Origin of the sequence: Shewanella sp. W3-18-1 (assembly GCF_000015185.1) — a bacterium.
GTDB lineage: Bacteria > Pseudomonadota > Gammaproteobacteria > Enterobacterales > Shewanellaceae > Shewanella > Shewanella putrefaciens.
The window spans coordinates 3,303,886-3,324,979 of record NC_008750.1; the positions used below are offsets into that span (position 1 = coordinate 3,303,886).

At 48.2% G+C, this 21,094-nt stretch carries 28 protein-coding genes and 1 other RNA gene; 3 read left to right on the forward strand and 26 right to left on the reverse strand.

All coding sequences use genetic code 11. The features are described 5' to 3' along the window. Positions 1-16: 16 nt before the first annotated feature. Both SPUTW3181_RS14940 and SPUTW3181_RS14945 read right to left on the reverse strand, forming a co-directional pair. Positions 17-229: a hypothetical protein gene (locus tag SPUTW3181_RS14940; protein WP_011790142.1), complete on the reverse strand. Its 213-nt coding sequence runs from the start codon at positions 227-229 to the stop codon at positions 17-19. Between the two features lie 45 nt (positions 230-274). Further along, positions 275-1,066 carry an SAM-dependent methyltransferase gene (locus SPUTW3181_RS14945; RefSeq protein ID WP_011790143.1) on the reverse strand — a complete coding sequence of 264 codons (792 nt, stop codon included), beginning with the start codon at positions 1,064-1,066 and terminating at the stop codon, positions 275-277. A 619-nt stretch (positions 1,067-1,685) separates the two neighbouring features. On the opposite strand from SPUTW3181_RS14945, the gene SPUTW3181_RS14950 reads away from it, so the two are divergent. Next, entirely contained in the window at positions 1,686-2,177 is a 492-nt protein-coding gene (locus tag SPUTW3181_RS14950) for an outer membrane protein assembly factor BamE (protein WP_025007415.1), read from the forward strand. A 78-nt stretch (positions 2,178-2,255) separates the two neighbouring features. Here the strand turns inward: SPUTW3181_RS14950 and SPUTW3181_RS14955 are convergent, their stop codons facing one another. Continuing rightward, on the reverse strand, positions 2,256-2,588 hold the full coding sequence (locus SPUTW3181_RS14955) for an RnfH family protein (protein ID WP_011790145.1): 333 nt from the start codon (positions 2,586-2,588) through the stop codon (positions 2,256-2,258). Then, on the reverse strand, positions 2,578-3,015 hold the full coding sequence (locus SPUTW3181_RS14960) for a type II toxin-antitoxin system RatA family toxin (protein WP_011790146.1): 438 nt from the start codon (positions 3,013-3,015) through the stop codon (positions 2,578-2,580). Before SPUTW3181_RS14960 ends, SPUTW3181_RS14955 begins: the two co-directional genes overlap by 11 nt. Before the next feature lie 274 nt (positions 3,016-3,289). Here SPUTW3181_RS14960 and smpB point away from each other — a divergent pair, with 274 nt between their 5' ends. Both smpB and ssrA read left to right on the forward strand, forming a co-directional pair. Then, positions 3,290-3,781, forward strand: a complete 492-nt coding sequence (gene smpB / locus SPUTW3181_RS14965) for an SsrA-binding protein SmpB (RefSeq protein ID WP_011790147.1) — start codon at positions 3,290-3,292, stop codon at positions 3,779-3,781. Positions 3,782-3,852: 71 nt separating this feature from the next. Continuing rightward, positions 3,853-4,208: a transfer-messenger RNA gene (ssrA, locus tag SPUTW3181_RS21650) on the forward strand. Between the two features lie 744 nt (positions 4,209-4,952). Here the strand turns inward: ssrA and SPUTW3181_RS14970 are convergent. The 22 genes from SPUTW3181_RS14970 to SPUTW3181_RS15075 form a co-directional block, all read right to left on the reverse strand. Continuing rightward, the gene (locus tag SPUTW3181_RS14970) at positions 4,953-5,348 is read right to left on the reverse strand and encodes a hypothetical protein (protein ID WP_011790148.1); all 396 of its coding nucleotides are present in this window, start codon (positions 5,346-5,348) and stop codon (positions 4,953-4,955) included. Between the two features lie 427 nt (positions 5,349-5,775). Beyond that, positions 5,776-6,516, reverse strand: a complete 741-nt coding sequence (locus SPUTW3181_RS14980) for a hypothetical protein (RefSeq protein ID WP_011790149.1) — start codon at positions 6,514-6,516, stop codon at positions 5,776-5,778. Between the two features lie 2 nt (positions 6,517-6,518). Continuing rightward, positions 6,519-7,208 carry a hypothetical protein gene (locus SPUTW3181_RS14985; RefSeq protein ID WP_011790150.1) on the reverse strand — a complete coding sequence of 230 codons (690 nt, stop codon included), beginning with the start codon at positions 7,206-7,208 and terminating at the stop codon, positions 6,519-6,521. Then, positions 7,208-7,735, reverse strand: coding sequence for a hypothetical protein (locus SPUTW3181_RS14990; protein ID WP_011790151.1), 528 nt, complete (start codon positions 7,733-7,735; stop codon positions 7,208-7,210). The genes SPUTW3181_RS14985 and SPUTW3181_RS14990 overlap by 1 nt, the downstream gene beginning before the upstream one ends. After that, complete coding sequence (locus SPUTW3181_RS21655) at positions 7,736-10,387, reverse strand: phage tail protein (protein WP_011790152.1); 2,652 nt, start codon at positions 10,385-10,387, stop codon at positions 7,736-7,738. Between the two features lie 36 nt (positions 10,388-10,423). After that, on the reverse strand, positions 10,424-11,059 hold the full coding sequence (locus tag SPUTW3181_RS15000) for a hypothetical protein (protein ID WP_011790153.1): 636 nt from the start codon (positions 11,057-11,059) through the stop codon (positions 10,424-10,426). Then, on the reverse strand, positions 11,056-12,255 hold the full coding sequence (locus SPUTW3181_RS15005; protein ID WP_011790154.1) for a baseplate J/gp47 family protein: 1,200 nt from the start codon (positions 12,253-12,255) through the stop codon (positions 11,056-11,058). Before SPUTW3181_RS15005 ends, SPUTW3181_RS15000 begins: the two co-directional genes overlap by 4 nt. Next, a complete protein-coding gene (locus SPUTW3181_RS15010; RefSeq protein ID WP_011790155.1) occupies positions 12,255-12,587 on the reverse strand; it encodes a DUF2590 family protein in 333 nt (110 codons plus the stop codon). The genes SPUTW3181_RS15005 and SPUTW3181_RS15010 overlap by 1 nt, the downstream gene beginning before the upstream one ends. Further along, a complete protein-coding gene (locus SPUTW3181_RS15015) occupies positions 12,584-14,332 on the reverse strand; it encodes a phage tail tape measure protein (RefSeq protein WP_011790156.1) in 1,749 nt (582 codons plus the stop codon). Before SPUTW3181_RS15015 ends, SPUTW3181_RS15010 begins: the two co-directional genes overlap by 4 nt. A 14-nt stretch (positions 14,333-14,346) precedes the next feature. Next, positions 14,347-14,493, reverse strand: coding sequence for a DUF6890 family protein (locus tag SPUTW3181_RS22355; RefSeq protein WP_259486327.1), 147 nt, complete (start codon positions 14,491-14,493; stop codon positions 14,347-14,349). Between the two features lie 41 nt (positions 14,494-14,534). Next, on the reverse strand, positions 14,535-14,798 hold the full coding sequence (locus SPUTW3181_RS15020) for a putative phage tail assembly chaperone (protein WP_011790157.1): 264 nt from the start codon (positions 14,796-14,798) through the stop codon (positions 14,535-14,537). Then, a complete protein-coding gene (locus SPUTW3181_RS15025; protein ID WP_011790158.1) occupies positions 14,795-15,058 on the reverse strand; it encodes a hypothetical protein in 264 nt (87 codons plus the stop codon). Before SPUTW3181_RS15025 ends, SPUTW3181_RS15020 begins: the two co-directional genes overlap by 4 nt. A 3-nt stretch (positions 15,059-15,061) precedes the next feature. Beyond that, positions 15,062-15,670 (reverse strand): hypothetical protein, encoded by a 609-nt coding sequence (locus SPUTW3181_RS21355; RefSeq protein WP_011790159.1) that lies wholly within the window; start codon positions 15,668-15,670, stop codon positions 15,062-15,064. Between the two features lie 11 nt (positions 15,671-15,681). Beyond that, entirely contained in the window at positions 15,682-16,230 is a 549-nt protein-coding gene (locus SPUTW3181_RS15035; protein ID WP_011790160.1) for a glycoside hydrolase family 108 protein, read from the reverse strand. A 1-nt stretch (position 16,231) separates the two neighbouring features. After that, a complete protein-coding gene (locus SPUTW3181_RS15040) occupies positions 16,232-16,435 on the reverse strand; it encodes a TraR/DksA C4-type zinc finger protein (RefSeq protein ID WP_011790161.1) in 204 nt (67 codons plus the stop codon). 30 nt (positions 16,436-16,465) lie between these two features. Next, a complete protein-coding gene (locus SPUTW3181_RS15045) occupies positions 16,466-16,921 on the reverse strand; it encodes a phage protein (protein WP_011790162.1) in 456 nt (151 codons plus the stop codon). A gap of 12 nt (positions 16,922-16,933) precedes the next feature. Beyond that, positions 16,934-18,040 carry a DUF2586 domain-containing protein gene (locus tag SPUTW3181_RS15050; protein WP_011790163.1) on the reverse strand — a complete coding sequence of 369 codons (1,107 nt, stop codon included), beginning with the start codon at positions 18,038-18,040 and terminating at the stop codon, positions 16,934-16,936. Positions 18,041-18,042: 2 nt separating this feature from the next. Continuing rightward, positions 18,043-18,705, reverse strand: coding sequence for a hypothetical protein (locus SPUTW3181_RS15055; protein ID WP_011790164.1), 663 nt, complete (start codon positions 18,703-18,705; stop codon positions 18,043-18,045). Next, positions 18,702-19,190, reverse strand: a complete 489-nt coding sequence (locus SPUTW3181_RS15060) for a phage tail protein (protein ID WP_011790165.1) — start codon at positions 19,188-19,190, stop codon at positions 18,702-18,704. The genes SPUTW3181_RS15055 and SPUTW3181_RS15060 overlap by 4 nt, the downstream gene beginning before the upstream one ends. Further along, entirely contained in the window at positions 19,187-19,660 is a 474-nt protein-coding gene (locus SPUTW3181_RS15065) for a head completion/stabilization protein (protein WP_011790166.1), read from the reverse strand. The genes SPUTW3181_RS15060 and SPUTW3181_RS15065 overlap by 4 nt, the downstream gene beginning before the upstream one ends. 126 nt (positions 19,661-19,786) lie before the next feature. After that, the gene (gene gpM, locus SPUTW3181_RS21660) at positions 19,787-20,536 is read right to left on the reverse strand and encodes a phage terminase small subunit (protein WP_319795847.1); all 750 of its coding nucleotides are present in this window, start codon (positions 20,534-20,536) and stop codon (positions 19,787-19,789) included. Then, positions 20,479-21,081 (reverse strand): hypothetical protein, encoded by a 603-nt coding sequence (locus SPUTW3181_RS15075; RefSeq protein WP_011790168.1) that lies wholly within the window; start codon positions 21,079-21,081, stop codon positions 20,479-20,481. Before SPUTW3181_RS15075 ends, gpM begins: the two co-directional genes overlap by 58 nt. Positions 21,082-21,094 lie beyond the last annotated feature (13 nt).

Genomic DNA, 21,094 nt, shown 5'->3' on the forward strand with positions numbered 1-21,094 from the left:
GTGACTTCAAGATGAATTAATTATTACCGTGATTGACCAGTAAGAATGTCTTATAGTTTCCATCACCACTCAGACTTTTTAGTTTTTCCAAATCGCCCGACATCACTGTGTCAATTTCTTCATCACTCAAACCATGAGCGCGCATCACTGTTTCTGGATTTTGTAGGTATTCTTCCATTAACAATGCATCTTGACCTAACAATATAAAAAAATCCGATAATGCAGACATACTTTTTCCTTATTGGTTATTAATGACTCAATATCACACTACAATTTAGCCCAAATCTTCGGGGCCGATCCCTAACTTAGTCAAAATAGCATAGTTGTATTCCAACTTTTTTGCTGGCGGAATTAACAAAGTGCTAATTGGCGTTAAGTGCGCTTGGGGTAAACTCGCAAGCGGTATACGTTCGATACGGGGGAGTTGTATCGGCAAATTTGCCGCCTCATAAATAATCACTGCATGGTCAAGGGGATACCATTGGTTAAGTTGCTCCACGAGGATCTGTAATCTGTCGCTCGAGGTATGGAACTGCGTTAAAGTATGTTCGCCCGCAATGGCAATTTGCCAAAGTAATAAATGGGTGGTGGGATCGGGGACATGATTAAAAAACATAAACTGACTGGCTTCAAAACTTTGATGCCCAGAGTTACCGGGGTCGATTCCCATATCAGCCCAAAGACAAGCCTCAGCAGAAATGCCCGGCTCCATCTTGGCTGAAAAACCTTCAGCACGCGCCCGAGAGATTGCTAAGTGAGAAACGCAAGCAAATACTCCAGGATGACCATAGAGTGCACAAACGGTTTTCTTACCCGACCTAACAGCCTCTAAAATGGCATTAACCATTTGCTCATAGGTGTCTCTGCGATTTTTTATCTCACCATCTTGCGCATAAAACTGCTGCAAATTAATGACATTCGGATTGATTTTTGTCAGCCAGCGCTGTGAAAAACCATCAGGAAGAAGCGAAAACACGATATCAGCATGCTCGATATAACTGCGACTAATGACACTAATGTGCCCTGCAAGCTGCAAACCTGTTCCGACACAGACAAGAGTTCCCAAGTCACAATGCTCCCAACTTCATATTATTTATAATCAAACGACAAGTTAATGAAATGCCAAACACTACATAGTTAAAGGGATACAAAAACGCGCACCAACCCGCAAAAAACGAAATCACAACAGAAACAAATAACAATCGCAACTTTAACCCCTTTAGCACAACAAAACCACAACTCACTTACACTAAAGTCCAGATAACATGAATAAATTACGTATATTTCACTGGCTTTTACGCAAAGCAAAGTCCGTGCTATGTAGCTATTTTATACAAAGGGACGATAACGCAGCAGAAACACCAGCCAAGTGCAACCCGAAGGATTCGTCTAGCAAAGTTCTTACTTTCTTTTTATACGAGCCACTCGTCATTTGTAGAATAACGACACGCCACTCCTCGTTTCGCAATATTGAGCTTACCAGAGCGTAACAACAGTTCATCTCGAAACGTCAACACGCCCTAGCCTTTGAAATAAATATCTCAATATTATGAGAACTAACACTCACAACCTAGGTCGAAATCAGACACAATTCGTCTATAACGGCAGCAAAAACCAATTGCCCTTGTCATAAGGGGGAATGCTTGGGTATTATGGCCGCCAGATTTTCAGAAGTAGCGCATACAATGATCAATAAAAAGCAAAGTCTTACCCTGCTGAGCGCTGTGGCGCTCTCGGTTTCGCTCAGTGCCTGTAGCGTATTTGATTGGTTGATTTATAAACCTGACATTCCGCAAGGTAACTATATGGAACCGCAGCAAGTTGAAAAGTTACGTATAGACATGACTAAAGAGCAGGTCGAGTATATTCTTGGTCGCCCTGTATTGCGCGATAGCTTTGCCGATGATACTTGGTACTACGTATACCACTACAAAAGTGGTCGTGATGCTAGCATCACTCACAAGGAATTGATCCTGCATTTTACTGCAAGTAAGTTAACGGCGGTAACAGGTGATTATGAACTGAGCAAAGAATTTGATACACCATTGGAACAAAGTAAATTACCAATGGCAACCGTGGCAGAAACAGATCCACTTATCCCAGTTCAACGTCCAGATGAAAAGCCTTTGGTAAAAGAAAATCAGCCAGAAGCACAGGTACAGAAACCAATAAAGTAATATTTATGCCTCTTTACCAGCTAAAAAGCGCCTATTGGCGCTTTTTAGCATTAAAACGGCAAGTATCTACTCATAAACCTAAGCCCGCCCACCTGTCACTTTATTTGCCCGTCCTTCATCTTTGGCTTTATCTGCTCGGCGACGGCGAACATCCTTAGGATCTGCAATCAAAGGGCGGTAAATTTCAACTCTTTGCCCCGGTAAAATAACTTGGTCATGTTTTACTAGGTTGCTGAACACCCCTAATTTCACCGTATCCAAATCAATCTCAGGAAAAAAACTCACTATATGGCTTTGGCGCACTACCTCGATTGCAGAAGTGCCAGGATAAATACTCACTGGAATAACTTTTTGTTGCGTAGGCAGCGCATAAATTACATCAACCACAAACTTATCTGCTTCATTTACCACTGTAAATTACCTTAGCGCGGCTCGTAAATGCCGTCACCATTGACATCATAAGATCATTAAACACTTTACCAAAGGCCATATCAACCAACGAACTTGAGAACTCAAAGCTTAAATCAAACTCAACCTTACAAGCATCCTCGGTTAACTCCGTAAAACGCCACTGTCCGAGTAAATGTTTAAAAGGGCCATTTTCTAGTTTTAAATCAATACTTTTCCCCGGTACAACTTGATTACGAGTCGTAAATGTTTTGCGAATACCAGCCTTACTCACATCAACCGAAGCTAACATGGTTTTACCATCAAACTCTAACACTTTACCACCAACACAACCCGGCAAAAACTCTTTATATGACTCAACATCATTAACTAAATCATACATTTGCATTGCACTAAAACGGACTAATACACTTCGAGAAATTTGCGGCATAGGGCATAACACTCTTCATAAAACGAATTCATACGAACTGATCAAAACTAAGAGCAATAATCAAAATTTGAGCGGGATTTTATCACGATACACAAAAAACGCACCCATTGCCCAAAGCCCGCAGCCATCATTAATAATATTGATATAAAATGTCCCCCAAAAAGCACCAGATACGTTCAAAAAAACAGCAATAAAATAATGAAGAGTTGAAATAAGTCAAATAAACCCTTATATCAATTCCAAATTGATTCACCGTGCGTATAATGGCGCCACTATGGTAAAGAAAAAATCAAGCAAAGCCGCGCCTGCGACTATCGCACGTAATAAGCGCGCAACCTTCGAATACCGATTCGAAGAGAAAATGGAAGCTGGTCTATCCCTTATGGGATGGGAAGTGAAATCTATCCGTATGGGTAAGGTCAACTTGTCCGACTGTTACGTATTCCTGAAAAATGGCGAAGCCTTTATGCATGGCTGCACCATTATTCCCTTGAATACGGCATCGACACACGTTGTCTGCGATCCCCTGCGTTTGAAAAAACTGCTACTCAGCCGTAAAGAGCTAGATAAACTAGCTGGCTTAGTTGAGCGCCAAGGCTACTCTATTATTCCTATCTCAATGTACTGGCGTAAAGGTGCATGGGTGAAAGTGGAAATTGGCCTAGGTAAAGGTAAGAAAGATCACGATAAGCGCGAAGATACTAAAGCGCGTGAATGGGAAGTTGAAAAAGCCCGCGTGATGAAAAAAGAAAAAACGCACGGATAATGAACAAACGATTGAACTTGAAGTAAATGATGCTAGGTAATCATTAAGCTACGAGTTACAATCAAATTCTTGGGGGCGATTCTGGATTCGACAGGATTCACGAAACCCTGGGAGCATGCCGAGGGGCGGTTGGCCTCGTAAAAAGCCGCACAGTTATAGTTGCAAACGACGATAACTACGCTCTAGCAGCTTAGGCTAGCTAGCCATCTGACACAGGTCTCTCAAATGGGCAGTGTATACAGATGGTCATCTTACATTTGATAGCGAGGGAACTCCGTCCGGGGGTGAACCGCGAAATAGTACCGGACTCGCCCGATGAAATCCTGTCTTTCGGAGTTTATTCGGGTTAATTAAAAGAGAGACTAAGCATGTAGTGCCTTGGATGTAGGTGTTCTGGACGCGGGTTCAAGTCCCGCCGCCTCCACCAAATAAAACAAGGGCTTAGCGGAAACGCTAAGCCCTTTTTCTTTGCTCTGTCCACCGATTGCCCACACCGATTTATCATTGCCCACAATTCCCATTACCTATTGCTTTAAATCTCAGGCTAATCAAACACAAAAAATCATTTCAGTTTTAGATCTAGTCAACTTATTGATTAATATCATTTTGACGCTTCCCCTTAGATACATCCTAGCAGCAAAAACCTCACGAAATCCACGTAAAAGCCAATCAAATCAATGCTTAAATGTTTTCCACCATCACCAAACGCGCTGTATGGAACTGTAAAACAGTGAAATAAACCGCGATCATTTCAGATCTTTGATCCTTCAAAACCCCTAGGAATGGCGCTGGCTGCGCCTATGAACTGCAATAAACTAAAACTGAAAAAAAATTAACATACAAAGCCCGCAGGAGGGTGAGGAAGAGTGCGGATTTCGTGTCGTGGTTTCTCTGTTGCGCTATTTTACGTGGTCGATTGGCCTCGATTGATTTGAATCAGTGTGGCCGTTATAGACGTAATAGTAGTTACTCGATAAGTTGGTATCGCATAGTTTTTCTTAGCTATGCTGTAGGAACGACAAAGCCCAGCAGTTGGCAGGGCTTTGTCGTCTAGTCAGTGTTGAATTCTATTCGATGAATCAGTATGAAGTGTAAGGATGCATGTTCAGTTCCATGTTTTCAAGCTGCTATTATATACTTTTGGTAATATGGCCTTTTCTTGTTGACAGCACTATTTCTCTTCAGAGTCCTTTATTTGGGAGATTAAAAAATCAGTTGTGCTTTCCTTCCAATTCAGCTTCATTGCGATCAAACTAGTGATAAACCAGATACCTGAGCCAATAGCACCTAAGATAAACACTGCTTCCCATGTGCTAGCGGAAATACCGAACTTCGCAGTGAAAGCAGCTGTCACATTCGCTAATACAACAGAGATTAATAAACCCAATGGTGCTAACCATCCCTTTCTGGTTTCCATTTTCTTTAAGTGCTTAAGAAGAATGTTCTCTAATTTATCCTCCGTAATTTCAATTAGATCAGTCTTCACATTTGATCTGCGAGCATTAACAAAGCGACTCTCTGTACTAGTACTAATATCAAAACTTGCAACCGGTTCGTTAATTCCCACTTGCAGCCTCCTCTTTAGGAAGCATGTCTAATGCCCCTAATGCATGCGAAGTGAGTGCACCACAATTGTTGCAAGCTATGTGCACTACTGGAACGCTCGGGCCACCTATAACCATCCCAGCTGAAAAATCTTTTTGTAGATGGATGTTGGTAAATCCTTCTAGCACAGTGAAAGCATTCTGGCCGCAACGATTGCAAGGCCGTGTTGCTCCCTTCTCACTGAGTTTTCTAGCAATTTCAGCTCTATCCAGCTCCATTAATTCTTACTCCTAAACTTAATCTGGTTCAGTTGCTAACGTCTTGATAATTATACGCCGCACGTTTTCCTAATTGGGCTAATTAAACTTAACTTACTGTATCAAATAAAATTTATCATCTATCCAACAATTAAGCCATAAATACAATTAAGTGAATTTTTATAGGCTCGACTATTTGGTGATGGGGTCTAGTCTGCCTTTCTGACTATTGGCTTTTGATGCTTGGCTGTTGAAGTCACCCGCTTCGTTTGGTGCTGGGCTGCTGCCATGTTTATGGCTGGTGCAGGTGGTAGCTAATGCGTTAACGGTTGCCATGAGTTCAGATAATAACTTGAGCACGTTTTCGCTGTCGCTGCCTATCCACGTTTTAGGGCTGCGCTGGTCTTGCTCAATGCTGGCTGTCACTTTGTGGGTTTGGCATTGCAGATCGGCCAGTTTGCCTATGATGTTGGTTAATGACTCGTCGGTTTTATTCTCAAAGTTGCCCGCGTCATCTATGTGCTGATAAACGCCCTCGCGGGTTTGAGTGCGAGACTCACCCGCTTTGATGGCTGGAAGATCCCAGCCGAACGGCAACACACAACGGATGAAGGGTTTATCTGGTCTGCCGTAGGCAAAGGCGATTTCGACGATGGAACCAATAGCGGGTGGTTCGAGTCGGCCTGCTTTATCACCTGCACCATTTAGCGGTAATGGTACGGCTTGCAATACTTTTGATTTGGTGGCGGTGCCGTGTTCGTCTAGCAGCTGCACGTCAACGGCATAGCGTGGGTAAAACGCATCGCTGCCGCGTTCGCCGTCTTCTGTTGGCAACTCTGGCAAGGCAACGACTTTAGCCCAGCGCGGTAAGTGCAATTGCGCGCTGAGTTCGGGGAATAATCGCAACACGATTTTTTTGATGATTTGTTCCATGTTTACCAGCTTATCGTCATGTTAGTGCCCTTAAACTCGACCTTAGCAATACGTGCGCCGTTGGCGGTGACGTTAGGGCGCAGTTTTGGCACTGCTGGAATGGTGGCGGTTTTACCCGCTTGTTGGTCTGTCATTAGGCTTTGTGGGATGGCGATGTCTTTACCTGCCCAAAAAGAGTCTTGATAACTGCCTAAGTAGATTTTGCCATTTCCCTGCTGTTGCCAGATAAAATCGGGCACCTTGTACGTGCGGCCAAGATTATCCAGCATGGCATAACCTGAGGTATCACCATAAAAACAAGGGATGGCGGTGTTTGCGTAAGGCTTATCTGGTAATACAAATTCAAGGCCCACTTGGGCTTTGATTTCGTCGCATACGTTGCGCAAGGTTGGATGGCGTAATGTCACGCTTAAGTTGTTCGCTAATGCTGACGACAACTCCCGACAAAACACGGTATACAAGCCGTTAGCCGCTGGCATGATGCGCTCGATATAGCCGTAAAATACCCGTTCAATCATTTCACCCCAGCCCATTTCAAACGCGACAGGGGTAAAGCGTTCGGCGGATTTATCAACGGTTAACTGACAAGTACCTGGTGATGATGCTTGCAACACTAGCCAGTGCTCGCTTACTGCGACCTTCTGGCTACCGAGATAAGCGCGGGTGATAAATTTCGCGTTAGGCTCGGCCATTATGCTAACCCGTTATCGACTTTTTTGAGGAAGCCCATTAAGCCAGTGAGTTCAACTTCGGTCGCTGGCGGTGCGGTTTCATCGGCTAATACTGTGCCTTGGCCTGTGCTGCCTTGCTGCGCGGCGGCGACTTGTGGCGCGCGTTCTTCCTTTTTCTGCGGCACGCTGCGCACTTCTGCTAAGGTAAAACTCACGTTCCATTGGCGGGTTGTTTCTTGCTCCACCGCTTCAATTTTGCTGCTGAATTTTACCTGTTTAATGCCCAGTGCCGAGGCGGTTTTATTGCTGATGCGATAAGTGGTACGCGCGCCGCCTTCCGTGGCTTCGGCCATTTTAAATATGTCGGTAAGCATTGCTTCATCGTCAAATTTAATAAAGCCCGATACGGACAACATCTTGGCCTTAATGCCCGTTTCAGCGGCGTCCGTGCTCGAACTTTGGCCGCTGGCGTCCTCAGTCGCCAGCTCTTGGCTGGCGGTAATGCGGAGCCCCTTAAGGCTGATGGCGGTTGAGTTGAGTGTAAGCATTTATCTGCCGCCGATCACTTGTACTGTAAACATTGTCGGCTTGAATTTAACCCAAGCTGTACCATTCCATTTATTGAATGCCATACCAACCGTGCCAACCGTTTTATATCTTGTAGTAATAGCGACAGGATCGGCGTCAGTCTCATTTACATCAATAGCGACAGTGTATTTGTTATTAGCCATACTGTTTGTAAATGTAATTAAAAACTCTCCTGGATAATCTTCTGAAACTGATGTGATATTGCTAGCGCCTGCGCCAAGCGCTCCATTGCTGACTGAACAACTAGCTGTCACTCCGCTGGCGTCCGATGCAAGTACGCTGGCTAAAGACTCAAAAGTTATTGAATCAAACAGCACTGAGGAATCGCCTGAATTTTTACGGATTGAAAGTGAATGCCATCCACGATTAGCAACGACAAAAAACGGCTGTGTATCATCGCTGATATTTGTATTTTCTCGATTAAATTTCCCACTTTTTGCTATCTCCTTACTAGCAGTAGGCTTGCCGCTAAAATTCACCCTTTGATAATGAAAGTCGCTCTGCAATGCGCCAGAATCAAGGATAATTTCGAATACTGCTCCAGATGCGGCGCATGAGCCATTAATGAACATTACCAAGCTATCAGTCTCAGCAAAAAACGGGATAGTAATCCAATTCGCTTCTACATTGAGCGTCGTTCTCTTGTTGTCTATTGTTCCGCGTGGTGTCGTGCTTGTGTCGTTCGGCAGCAAGTTGCCTGACGACTTTGATAAAACGCAGGCAATGTTTGGGTTTGCTATCAATACCGAGCCATTTGTTACGCGATTTTCTGTCTCAACAGTAACCAACGCTGCTGCTATGCGAGAGCCCGCGATTTTAAGCCCGTCTGCGCTTAGATGAGTACCCTCCTGAGTAATCTCCATGATTCCATACTGATTTAAAATGTCTTGGCACACATCAATAAAACGACAGCCTAACTCTAAAGCCACTTTTTTTGCTGCTGCGTTATAAGCCCGAGCAAGCTTAGACGCCGCAAGTTGACTGCCATCAAACCCAACTAAGCTGGCAAATGGCGCTGTTCCAAGAACTGTAACGCTTTTTCCTTGCAAAATTTGCTTTGCAACAAATAATCGCAGCGCGACAGAGTAGTTGCCTACGTTATACATGCCAGTTGAGGTTAATCCTGATGGTTGCGATCCATTGCTTGTCGCAAATAGGCAGTCATTAACGCCGTACATAATTGTGGCCGCGTCCGATCCGCTAACAGCGCGATGTCTCAAGTACCCCGTTATTGTGCGGTCACCCGAGTATCCAAAATTATTAACAGCGCTATACTGATATATATTTTCAGCGAAAAATGACGCAATCCACTGCGGGTAGTTATTATTAAACTGCCAGTGGTTATAAGAGCTGCCATCGCCAAAGCCAGTTTGTGCGCCAATTTTGTTTGTTGCGTTGGCGGTGTTAGGAAGCGCTTGGCCAAAAGTAATTGAATCACCATAACAGTCGACAGTAACTCCGCTTGTCCTATCTTTAAGCTTGCCCGCAAACTTAGCAGCGTTTACAGATTGGGTATTTTTTACCTTACCCCAGTCGTCAAATTGCAGCATCCCGCCAGCGTTAACTAGAATGTGCATGTTATCGTCATACGTCATTTCAGACTGCGACTGGCCTTCAATTATAAATCTACTTTCTTTATAGCTATATAGATAACCAAAATCAGTAATAAATACTTTATCGCCGTTTTTAAATTTATTTTTTTTAGCATTTGCCATCGACATTCTTTTTGCTAATGTAATCTCGTTTATATATTCAATTTGTTCTTTTAACCCTTCAATATTTCTCAAATCTTCCACAACATCGGCGGCGGTGATGCGTGCCAGTTTAAACACGTAGTGATTGCGGCCGTTGACGTCGATATAGTCGTCCATTTCGGTGGTGGTTACAGTAAAGGCGACATGGCCTTTCCAAATGCTTTCGCTGGTGCCATCAAACCACGCATCTACGTAAACAAACTGCGGATAGCTACTTAAGGTGAGGATATGATCCGCTGCCAATGTCACGCGCAGGCCTGATACATATCCCGCGCCAGCGGCCACTTTAAATGTGTTGAGTGTTGAACGAGGCTCAACTTTAAAACCGTCATCAATAAACCAGTCTTTGCCGTTCATATCGGCGGCCAGTTGGCGGGTAAGTTCGTCCATGCCATTCAGGCGGGCAGTGTAATCAAGTTGCCATGTTTCTGCATCAACGGTAATGCCTGTTAACTCGGCAATGCCGCTGTACTCGATCACAAAGTTGCGGTTTAAGATGTTCCCTGCTGCACCTGGCACAGTGACTGTTTTTGACACGGTTGGTGTGTGGATAATGGCGATCAATGTTTGGTTAACTGATGAATACAGCCCTACCCAGTTGAAATCGAACGGGCCCGTTAAGCTATCAAGCACGGATGAATAGACCACGGCATTTTCATTAATTAAGCCCGTTTGCTGCACAATTTGCGTGTGCACACGTTGGCCAATTGGTGGCAATCCTTCATTGCGGTCAATCGGTGCGGTGGAGTCTTGCCCCGGCACATAGGCAAAAATAAAGGTGTCGATATCTAATTGCTGGTTGTTTTGCGCTTTGAGTGCAAATAAACGCTCGCCTGCTAATGTGATCACTTGTGACATTGGTTCAATCCTCTTTAATTCTGCGTTTAATGCTGTTTAGTTCTGTTTAATGCGCGCAACGTGGTAGCTAGAGTCGCAGTCCATCGTCATAAATCGTTTTGCTGGCAATAGGTTAGTGTTTACTTTTGCCACGTTAACATTGTGTTGATGTTCAAATGTTTGCAGCGGTGCGATCAGCGGCATTTTTGAAATCGTGGTCAACTGATAGCGGCGCGTGGTGCGGCCATACTGGCGACAAATGTAGTCAATCAGTTTTTGTCGGGGGCCAAAGTCGCTATCGAGCAATTGCAAATCCACTACGTCCCAATCCGTTTGGCTAATGCGCTCATCCATGCCCACCCATGTCATGCCGAGTTTTTTAAACATATCGAGCCAGCCACTTTTGCTGCCTGCTCCCTTGGCGAACGGCAAGGCGTATTTCACCCGCGTGCGGTACATGAGTTCGGTTTCACTGGGGATTTGCTCTATATCCCGCTCCCATGCCAGTAGGTGCACAAATTCCAGCTCGGCGGTCATGGGGTCGAGCTGCTTTGATGGGAATGCGAGCATATCGACAAAGCGCTGCCAAAACCGCACCGCGCCTTTGCGCAGTTTGTCTAGCTCGCTGGCTGGACGTGCCAGCCAGTAAGGCATTTTGGTAAGTGCGGACCAATCAATTTTTATGCTCATCATAGATTCCCGTTTTCAATGGTGAGCGTGCTTAAGCGCGGCACGTTGTTGGCGCTGGTAATGTCGGTTTGGTGCCAGTTAAGCGACTCGATGCCCGCAAATTGGCGGTGTAACTCTTGGCCTAACTTACTAAAGCTAAAGCGGATAAAAGGTTCTGTGCGGGTGACGGTGTAGTCGGTATTTTCGCGAAATGCGCAGCGGATAAAGTTTTCAATGTCAGCTAATAGCGTGTCAACTTCGGCCTCTAATAAGTAGCTGTATGGGTAAACCGTGACGCCGACTGTGACATCAACACCTGGCATCGCGAGCACGAGCAGATCATCACCGTGGCCGTGGTAGCCCTTGTCCATCACATATTGATTTAGGTCGGCTAGCATGGCGGCTGAAGGTTCGCCCGTGTCTAACAAAATATAGGCGTTAGCTGTGCCCGGGCCACGCGGTGCGTCGTGCTCAAAATAGACGTTATCGGTGTCCAGTCCTGCGCGTTCGGTCAGTATTGCGCGATAAACTGCGTCGATATGCCACGGCGCTGCGGCGGTAAATGCGTTGCGGGTGCGCAGCTTTAAGTCGTCGTTAGTTTCGCGGTCGCTGCCGAGTTCGTCGAGCCATTCGGCCTCGTTGGTGACGCTGCCGATGCCTGTGACTGCCGTGGGTAAAATATGCAAATAGCCGGCGCCAAGGTTATAGGCCGCGCCCGCGTTTTCGGCGATCACTGGCACTAACACGCTTAAGCTGTTTTGCGGCAAGATGGCATCGGCCAGCGTGACTACGCGATACACCACGCCGTTAATGGCATCGGTTTGCACATAAGTTCCGGCGGGGATTAATAGGCTTGGGCCACTGGCGGCGGCGCGGTTAAAGCGCACTTTGCCTTTGGTTTTGCTGCTTTCTTTACGGGTGAGATCGTGTTCCCACGCTTTGGCCTCGACAAACTGGTCATCATTGGCGGTGAGTAAAAATAAGTTTGGCAAGATCACACCAATCAGCACTTTGTTAACTATCCACGTTGCTGGCTTGGCAATAATGGCGGTGATCAAGCGCCAGAACGGCGAGTAAGGCGAGTCGTTGGCAATGATACTGCCTTCGGCTTCGACATCTTGCTTAAACAGCGCTTTCCAGCCGTCCTCGGTGATCGGTATACCTGCGGCTTCGACGATTTTGGCAAAATCTATGGTTGGTACGTCGATTTTATCGGCCATTAAAGATCCCCTCCGATGATGCTTGATGAGATAGTCCCAAAGTCGATGGTTTCGGCAAATACCCACCATTGTCCGCTGGCGGTTTCTTCAATGCGAACTGTGCCCGGCATGATGCGTACATCGTCCTCGACTAACAATTTGAGTTTGATTTGTGTGTCGGCGGTAACGCCTGTGCCACGGTCGCTAATGAGTAAGTGCGCTAAGCCTGTGTCTAAAATGGCGTGCACTATGTCCTGTGCGATGGTGGCGCGGTCGGTTAAGTAGCTGGGGTTTAAGCCCACATCTAACACCACGTCGCCGTGTTCTATGTGCAAATCTCTATAGATACTCATGAGTGCATCTCGACATAATTTGCAAAGTTGGTGTCGACCTTTTGCGGGTAAATATTGATGTTGCCGACGGTGGTTGATTTGCTGCTGTTGGCGTTGGCGATTTGCTGGCTAACGCCGCCGCGAGTAAGGTTGGCTTGCACAGGTGAAATGGCGTCAACGCTTGGCATACTGCCTGCGGTAATATTGCTGCTAATGTCGACACCTGGTATCAAATTGAGTTTGTCGATAATCCAATTGATAGTGTCGTTAAAGACAGATTTAACCCCGCCCCAAACGGTGTCGAAGATGCCGACAATGGATTGCACCCAGCCCCATTCGCCCATAGTGGCTTTGAGGTCGTCCCAGTAGTAAATCAGGGCACCGACAGCAATCACGGCGGCGGCAATACCCGCGACAATCAGGCCGATAGGGTTGGCGTACATGGCGATATTAAGCGCCAGCAATACGCCGCGCATGGTAGCAAGGCCGCTGGTAAACAGTGCGCTTGCCCCTGTCCACATCATCACTCCAAGGCCCCATGCGGTCATTGCCATTTTTCCCGCGCCCATCATTACCGTGAATAAACCGCCAGCGGCCACGGCTAAGGTAAAGCCCACGGCCACATAACCGAGCCAGCGGGTAATGTTGGGGAACATATCGGTGAACCAGATCACCGATGTGCCCATGTCGGCAATCTTGCCAACAAAGCTATTAAACGCGGGTAAGATGGCGCTACCGATGGCAGCGCGAATTACATACCAGCTTTGTGCTAGGCGTTCGCTTTGGTCTGTCATGGCGGCGGCCATTTTCTCGGCGTGTTCCATGCCGTTGACTTTGCCCAGCATGTTGATTGAGCCGCTTAAGCCGTTAATGTCGTTTAACAATAACTTGACCATAGAAACAGCTTCTTGCGAGCCAAACGCTTTGGCGAGTTCGTCACCTTCGGCCACGTTGATCACATCGCCGTATTTGCCTTTAATCTTGTTGAGGATGTCGACAATCGGCAGCATAGCGCCGTGTGAGTCGGTAAATTTAAGGTTGAGCGCGTCTTGTGCTTTGCCCACGCCCGCTAAAAATGATTTGTATTTGGTGGCGGATTCTGCGCCCTGCATGGTTGCTTGCAAGGTGCCCATGATCGCCATTTGTTCTTGCAGTGGAGCAAGCCCCGCCGAGGCACCTAAGGCACCAAAGGCGTCGGCCATTTTTTTACCGTCGGTTTTAAAGGCTTGTACTGCGGTCGCTGTCATGCCTGTTAGGCGTTCAACCCATGCCCCTTCGCCCATTTGCATTGCATCATTTTTAAAGATGCCGTACATGGTGCCCATGTAGCTGGTAATGGTGGCAGCGTCGGCTTTAGTGCCTTTTGCGAGCACGTTTGACGCCATAGTAAAGCGCGATAAATCACTGGCGTTCAGGCCAGCAATCGCCGATTGAATATCGTAACTTGAACGCACAAAATCAGTTGATGATTCGCCGTACTTCAGCGCGTAGTCGTAAGAGTTGTTTGCCAGCAATTTAAGGGCATCGTTTTGCACGCCCAATGATTTAACCTCGCCAAGTGCGCGGTCCATTTCAATTGCTGGCATAAGGGCATTTTGCAGGGCATAACCGCTGGCCGCGATGCCACCAATGCCAGAGGCCATTTGCATGGTTCCAGCTTGATAGTTGGACGCTAGACCGCTTAATCCTTGGCTGATTTTGGCAATCGGCCCAGTGATTTGGTCTATCAGTCCAATCGTAAACATTAGCGGTGCGGGTAAACTCATGCTATCCACTTCCCTTATTTGCCACCAAACGCCTTACAAATGGCGTTGGTGACAATGGCTTCTAGGTCTTCGCGCTGGCGTTTCATTAGCCAACATGCCCTTGCTACACTCTGTTCATCGTCGCTTTCGTGCGGTAAAAAGTGGCGGCGGAAAATGAACATTTGTTCAAGCTGATTTGAGTCGATCGACTCAATCAGCTCCTCTATTTTTTTACGGTAATAGTCAGTTCAGGTGAGTATTCAGCCCGTAGTGCTGCGGCGACTTGCAATGGCGCACCAGGTGAATCTTCAAGTAACTTTTTAAACTGTTCTTTTTGGCTGTCATCAATCGTGCGCATCACAAAGTTATGTGATGCTGCTGATATCGTTCCACGGCTGATAGCATCGACATAATCACCGTGGGCTGTTGGTGTAACGTTGAACTTGAAATCTGTTCCTGCGATTGTTAACTCGATAGTGTTTTTCATGCTGCGTCCTTATCTTTTCTGTTTGTTAAGAAGGTTTTTAGGTTTTCAAAGCCTTTTTCCATTTGCCGTTCCATGCGGTCGCCAAGCTCTTTTACGTCGTGCTTGGTGGCATAGGTTTCGGCAACGTGGGTTTTATGGTTGCTGAGTTCGTTACGGGTTTTATGCGCCACGCTGTTGAGGTAGGCGATCAACGGCACTACCACTGTGAGGAATAGGCCGATAAAGCCGACGATCACTAATAGCCAGTTGGTTAGCTCCATGCGCTAGGCTCCTGCTTTTGTTGTGCTTGACGATGGATACAGATCGGCAGGCCTTGGCGGTACTCCGGTTGTTTGCGTTTGCCCTTGGCTGGCGAGCGTCATTAATTTTTCGCGGTTGTTGGCGTCTTTTGTTGAGCTCACCCAGTACGTGACTGCCCCTGTCACTAGCGGCAATAAGTTACCCGCCAGATAAACAATTAAGTCGCGGTTTTCATTGGGGATAGGGAAGAAGAACAACACAGCGATCAGCGCGGCCAACATGCTCACTAAGGTGGTAGTTAGCGCTGATGGCATCCAATGGTCTTTATGCACTAGGCGCGCCTGTTGGCGGTCGCTGAGTTCTGCTTTGTATTCATCGAGCGCAAGGCGTTGCAACTCTAAATGGCCTTGGCGAATTTGCTCGCGTTCTTGCATCGCCCACTCTTGCAATTTAAGTGCGGCGTTAGGGTCGCGTTGCAATGCGGCTGCGACGGCTTCAGGCGTGTTATCAGTGCCCAATGCGCCCGCAATTTGGCTGCCAATGCTGACGGCTAAACCGACAGGGCCACCCAGTAGCGGGGCGACTGCGCCAGCGATGCCGCCGACTGTGCTTGCAATGTCTTTCCAGTTCATAAGATCCCCACTTATAAATTTACGATGCGGTCTAACCAGCCAAAACTGTACTTTTCTTGGCTTTCGTCATTGGCGGCAATGTCTATAGAAAAGCTAATCCGCAAGCCGCGAACTGCTTCAACGAGCACTTTTAGCCCCGTTTGTTTGCGATGGCTGATGTAGGTTTTCAAGGCCGCAATGCTGCGGCTACCTAAGATCCCGTCTTCGGTTAAATCGGGATACAAGGTTTGGCGATTGTTGAGCACATTGAGCACTCGTTGCAGACTGCGAGCAGCGTTGCCTGTGCCTGAATTAACCCCAAAATCGAACAACTGCTCGGTGAGTGCTTCGCTGATTACTTGGATGTCATCCAGCTTTATAGGCGCCCAATAGATGGCCTCGTAAATCATAAAGGCCAGTTCATAGGGCAAATCTTTCATCGCACCTTTGTAGCCATACTGGCGCGCAGTTTTTAGGGTAATGCCGTACATGGTTTCGCCGCCGCGATCCGTTGGGTCGTTGACGTAGCCGCCTTCACGTTCGATCAAGTCTTCAATCAAGTGGTTTTTAATTTGGCTCATGTCATTTCTCACTTAGGCTTTGGCACTCGGTGCACAGTTGCACGCCTTTGATTGCTTGGCGGCGGCCTTCTGGTATGTCGTTGCCACACTCGGAGCAATCCGTTGCGCTTTGTGGTACTGGCTTGGCGGCTAGTGCTTTGCGTTGCTGCTCGAAACGGTGCTCGGCGCGTAGCTGCTCACGGGTGACTAAATCCACTGCATCCATTCGTTATTGGCTCTCTGTTAACTGCTTGGCTTACTGCTTGATGTTTTCGATTTCTTCAGGGCGCAGGTATGGCACGCCGTCGATATGGATAAAGTCAGGGCTAGTCACATCAAATGGGATTTTGAACAGTGACGCTTGGCCGCCTTTTTTGTCGATGTCGAGTAAGTCGCTTAACTTGAAGCGACATCCGAACGCTTCGACTTTCATCTCGTCTTTTGCTGTCTTGGCATAAAACATATTGTCGAACGTTGGCATTGCGCGCCAAGAACCTGCTTTTTTTGCTTCAGCTGAGAGTAAGGCGAATTGGCTAGCATTGACTGACAGTTCACCACTGGCCGCAACGTCGCCGTCGACATAGCCGTCAGGTACGCCGCTGGTTTGGCTTACCGCGCTGTTGTCGGTAATGGTTAAGCTGCAAGTGTCAACGTGGATCATGGTGTCGCCCACGGTGACGTTATAATTCATTCCTGAAATTCGAGATGACATTGCGGCGACTCCTTAAATACTGTTTAGGTCTAACAAGATGTTGACGGTGATTTCTTTCGGGCTGTTGTACGGACGGATGATCATGTAAATGGTCACCGCTTTGTTACTCGTCCACACGATGGTGATGTCGCCATCGCGTGGCGGCTGAATATCACCTGGGAACTGAGTGCCTAAAATCACCGTGCTTTTGCTCATGTTGCGCAGCGGCTTCATAAAGTAGGCTTTGTTTTGCTCGATGCTGGTTGGCGTAGAGTTAAGCGCGCGGTTAGCAATGCGGCGAATCGCTAAAATACGTACTTCGCGGCTGGCTTTGTGCACGGGGCGCAGGTGCTCAATGTATTGATAATCACCGCCTGCGGCGTCGAGCGTGGTGCCGTCGCCCCAGTAGATGCCCTCTAGGTCTGGATACCACTGCGGCACACTAAACCGCGCATTGGCTAAGGTGTTGAGCGTGGCGAGCGTGAGCGGTTTTTCGGCGCTATCAATCGGTGCAACACCTAAGCCCATTACTGAGCCCGTGGCGACGCGCATTGGGCTGTCGGCAATACTGACGGCGCGATTGCATAGGCGGCCAGCGAGTACGCCGACGTTATTGCCATGCAGCTGCGGCACAGGGATGACTAAGTGCGCGGCAACACCCGCTTGCAGTGTCACCATAGCGGTTTCGTACTGCGGCCACGTTTGGGTGGCGACATCGATACCCGCAACGGCGACGAGGCCTGATACAAATCGACCGTGGCTGGCTTGTAGGCTGGCTAAATAATCGTGCTTGGCGCTTAAGTTGGCGCCGCTGATTGTGATGTCACAGAACACCACCATTTCAAAGCTCTGGACTTCGTTGGCGGCGGTGATGGCGTCGAATAAGTCTTCATCGGTGGCCAGTGGATACACGGCTGCAGTCCAGTTTTGCCCGGCGTTAAGCTGGGCGGCGATCAACTGTTTACGCAAGGCGCTATCGGCAAAGTTCGCCTCGATATCGGTTTGCGCGCCAATACTGAATAACTGGCTTTCTTCATCGACATGACCGGCTAGGCCGATGAAAAGGAAGTGGCGCTCGATGGCTTGAATGTCACCTTGGCCTTGATTTAAGTTATTTACCTGTACTTTACCTAGTGACATTGTTAGCCCCTTTGTCTCTGATTAATTTGCTCGATGATGCTGACTAGCTGACGCTGAACGTTGTCGGCGCTGTCGCCAAGGAACGGCCGCGCGGCGACGGGAATATCCCAGCGCTGTTTTTGTTGTTTGCCGCGCAGTGAGCGCAAGATCACGCTGGCTTGGCCTTGGCTTAAGGTGGCGGTAATTTCGCGCAGGCTGGCACGGCGATAGCCCTTACCTTTGGCCTTGCGGACTTTGTAACCTTCTGCCGCCAGTGCTTTGGCTTGGCTGCGGCTACAGGGTGCGCTGTAATCGGGTTTGCCGTGGATGCGGGCCATGCGGGCGGCGCTCATTTGCTCTTTGCCGCCGTCTTGATGTAGTGCGGCAATGCGGCCAGTGAGTGCGGCTTTGTGTTTGAGTTCGAGGCGGTTAGCATTTTTTACAAACGGCTCTAATGTTTTACCGAGGCGCTTTAATAAGCGGCCTTTTTTGCCATTGGCGCTGGGCGCAAATTGGCCGCCATCGACTGTTGTTTGGGTGCGAATACGTTTACGTGCGAGTGCGCGCTCATAGCGGCCTAAGGTTTTTAGGATGCGAACACGTTTAGCATTGGGCAGCTTTAACAAGGCGATCTGGGTGCTGGCGTTAAGTGCTTGCTGTTTGTTTGGCTTAATCGTCAGGCTCATAGCGCGCCCTCTGGCCGAGTTTGCAGATCAACACTTTCGGCATAGTCCACTGGTACTAGCGACACGCGAAAACGCTCACCGTTAAATAGCACTGGGCCGTTGGCGTCTGGAATTAGGTCGATGTCGTCGATCAGTTCCAGTTCAATCAACACCATGGCGTGGTCTTTACTCACGACATCGATATCAAGTTCAGGATCCGCTAAGCCGTATTCGTCACGCGGCCAGCCGCTATCGATTAAAAAAGCCGGTAGCATGGCGAGCAGGTTATAGGCGTTAAATTTGCGGTGCGGGAATTGCTCAATCGCGATCACTGCGTTGTGCTTCCACTTGGCGACTTGATAGCCGCCTTGTCCGAGGTCTTCGCTGCTTAAGATCAGCGTGCCGCGCTCTTGCCATGCGTCGATATTATTGGCTTTAACGTATGGCGTCAGACTCGCGAGTAAAAATGCGGTGACTTGCTGTAGTTGGCTGACGGTTTGGCTCATAGCGAGTGCACTCCGGCACGGCCAAGGCCGAGCAATAGGCGCATGGCGCGGTTAGATTGCGCGAGGATGGCATCTTGTTGCTGGGTATCGTTGGCTTTGTTGTTACCCGCTTCTTTTTGGTCTACGGCAGAAAAATAACCCAGCAAATCGGCATGGGAGCGGGCGTACACAGCCCCGCGGTAAATGCTAATTTGCTGCGCACTAAAATTAGGCGCTAGGCTGGCGCCTAGGGTAAAGGGTGCGTCCTTGCTGCTTGCCTGCTGCTCTTGATTGCTCGTTAAGTAATTAATAAGTTGCTGCTGGATTTCGGCCACGCTGCGGTTGAGTGAGTCGGCGAGGGTTTGCTCAGCATAAAATTCAGGGATGCGGCGCTGTTCGCGAAATTCGCCTGTCGATAATTCGGGCCAGCCGCTAGCCGCATCGATAACGATGCTTGGCTCTACTGGTGCTTGAAATCCGAATCCGCTCATTGCTTGCCTTCTTACTCATCAATCATAAATTGGGTTCAGTGCGGTTAACGTCGACGTGGTTTTTAACAGTCACCCGTTAAACACTCGGTTAGCGCACTGGAGGGTTGGGAGTCGTTCCCATGCGGCTTAGTTGCTTTTTAAGCTGTCATCAACAATGCCTTGGCTGGCAAAGTCTTCTAATGCTCTAAGTCGCATCGCTATCTTGTTACGTACCGTTTTTACCTGAGCATGCTTGTGCAAACTTGCGGCCTTTTCGAGCAGGCGATCCGCTTGAGTAAGCCGCTCCACATCACCGATGTGGCTTGGGGTAATGTCCCCGTTTGCTGCGCGTAGTAATGCCAGCCCCGCGAATTTGTAGAACTTTGCTGTAACAGGTTCCGGCAGTTTCCAATCGTTAATAACGCGCTTAAACACAGTGCCGAAATACGGCTCAATGCTGTGGCCATGCTCCGCTTGAGCTTCTGCCCAATCGAATACAGTGTCGGCAATAAATCCCGGCCATTTGCGCTTGATTGCGCCCGCCATGGGCTGCCCAAGCTCAATAGCTTTGAACGACAGTTCGAGGCCGCGAGCGAGATCGCCGACATCAAATGCCCACACAGCGCAATAAGCGAATATCGAGTTATCATTGATTTCATTGGGCTTATCCTGTTTCTGTTTTAAATACTCTTCGACGATTGGCAGCCATTTAGGCAGTAGTACGTCGCGTTTGTGGGCGATTTTGTTGGCCCGTCGTTCAAAGGCTTTGAGCCGCTTTAGGTCTGCATCTAACTCGATGAGTTGTAAATGCAGGCTTGGCGCGTGCTCGACGTTGCCTGTTAACCTGACTTTTTCGAGTTGCTTTTGGGCGCTGCGGCCTTCGCGCCATGCGAGGATTCTTGCGCCGCCGACGGCTTTTTTAGCTCTGCGGTCGCTTCTTTCAGTTCGGCAGCTACTTGGCCGAGATCGTCGGCGGTGTAGGCTAAATTGCTGGCGCTGTCGTCGACTGAGCTGGCGGCGGATTCGAGATCACCAGCTGCGCTGCTTACCTTGTCGGCGGATTCGCTGACTTTATCGGCGGCATCTAATGCGGTTTCGGCAGCGTCAGTCACAGTGGCGGCGCTGTCTTCGAGTTCTGCAGCGTGTTCGATGATGCTGGTGATGTTGCCTTGGTCATCGGTGGTGACGGTGGCTTGTGCGGTTTGGTCTTTGCCTTCGGTGCGGTCAAATTGCAATCCAGTACGTGAGGCAAATTCAGCATTTTTTTCCACTTGTTCGCGACCTTGTTCAATGGCTTGGTCAACATCACAGCCAAGTAATGCGGCGAGCAATTCCAGCGCTTCGTTTTCTGGCGCTGGCGTGGCTGTTGTTTCATTAGCTGTTGGGCTTTGTTGGGCTTTTGCAGCCTCGCGGCGCTTTCTAAAATTGGCGATGGCACTCATGGCAATGTCCTGC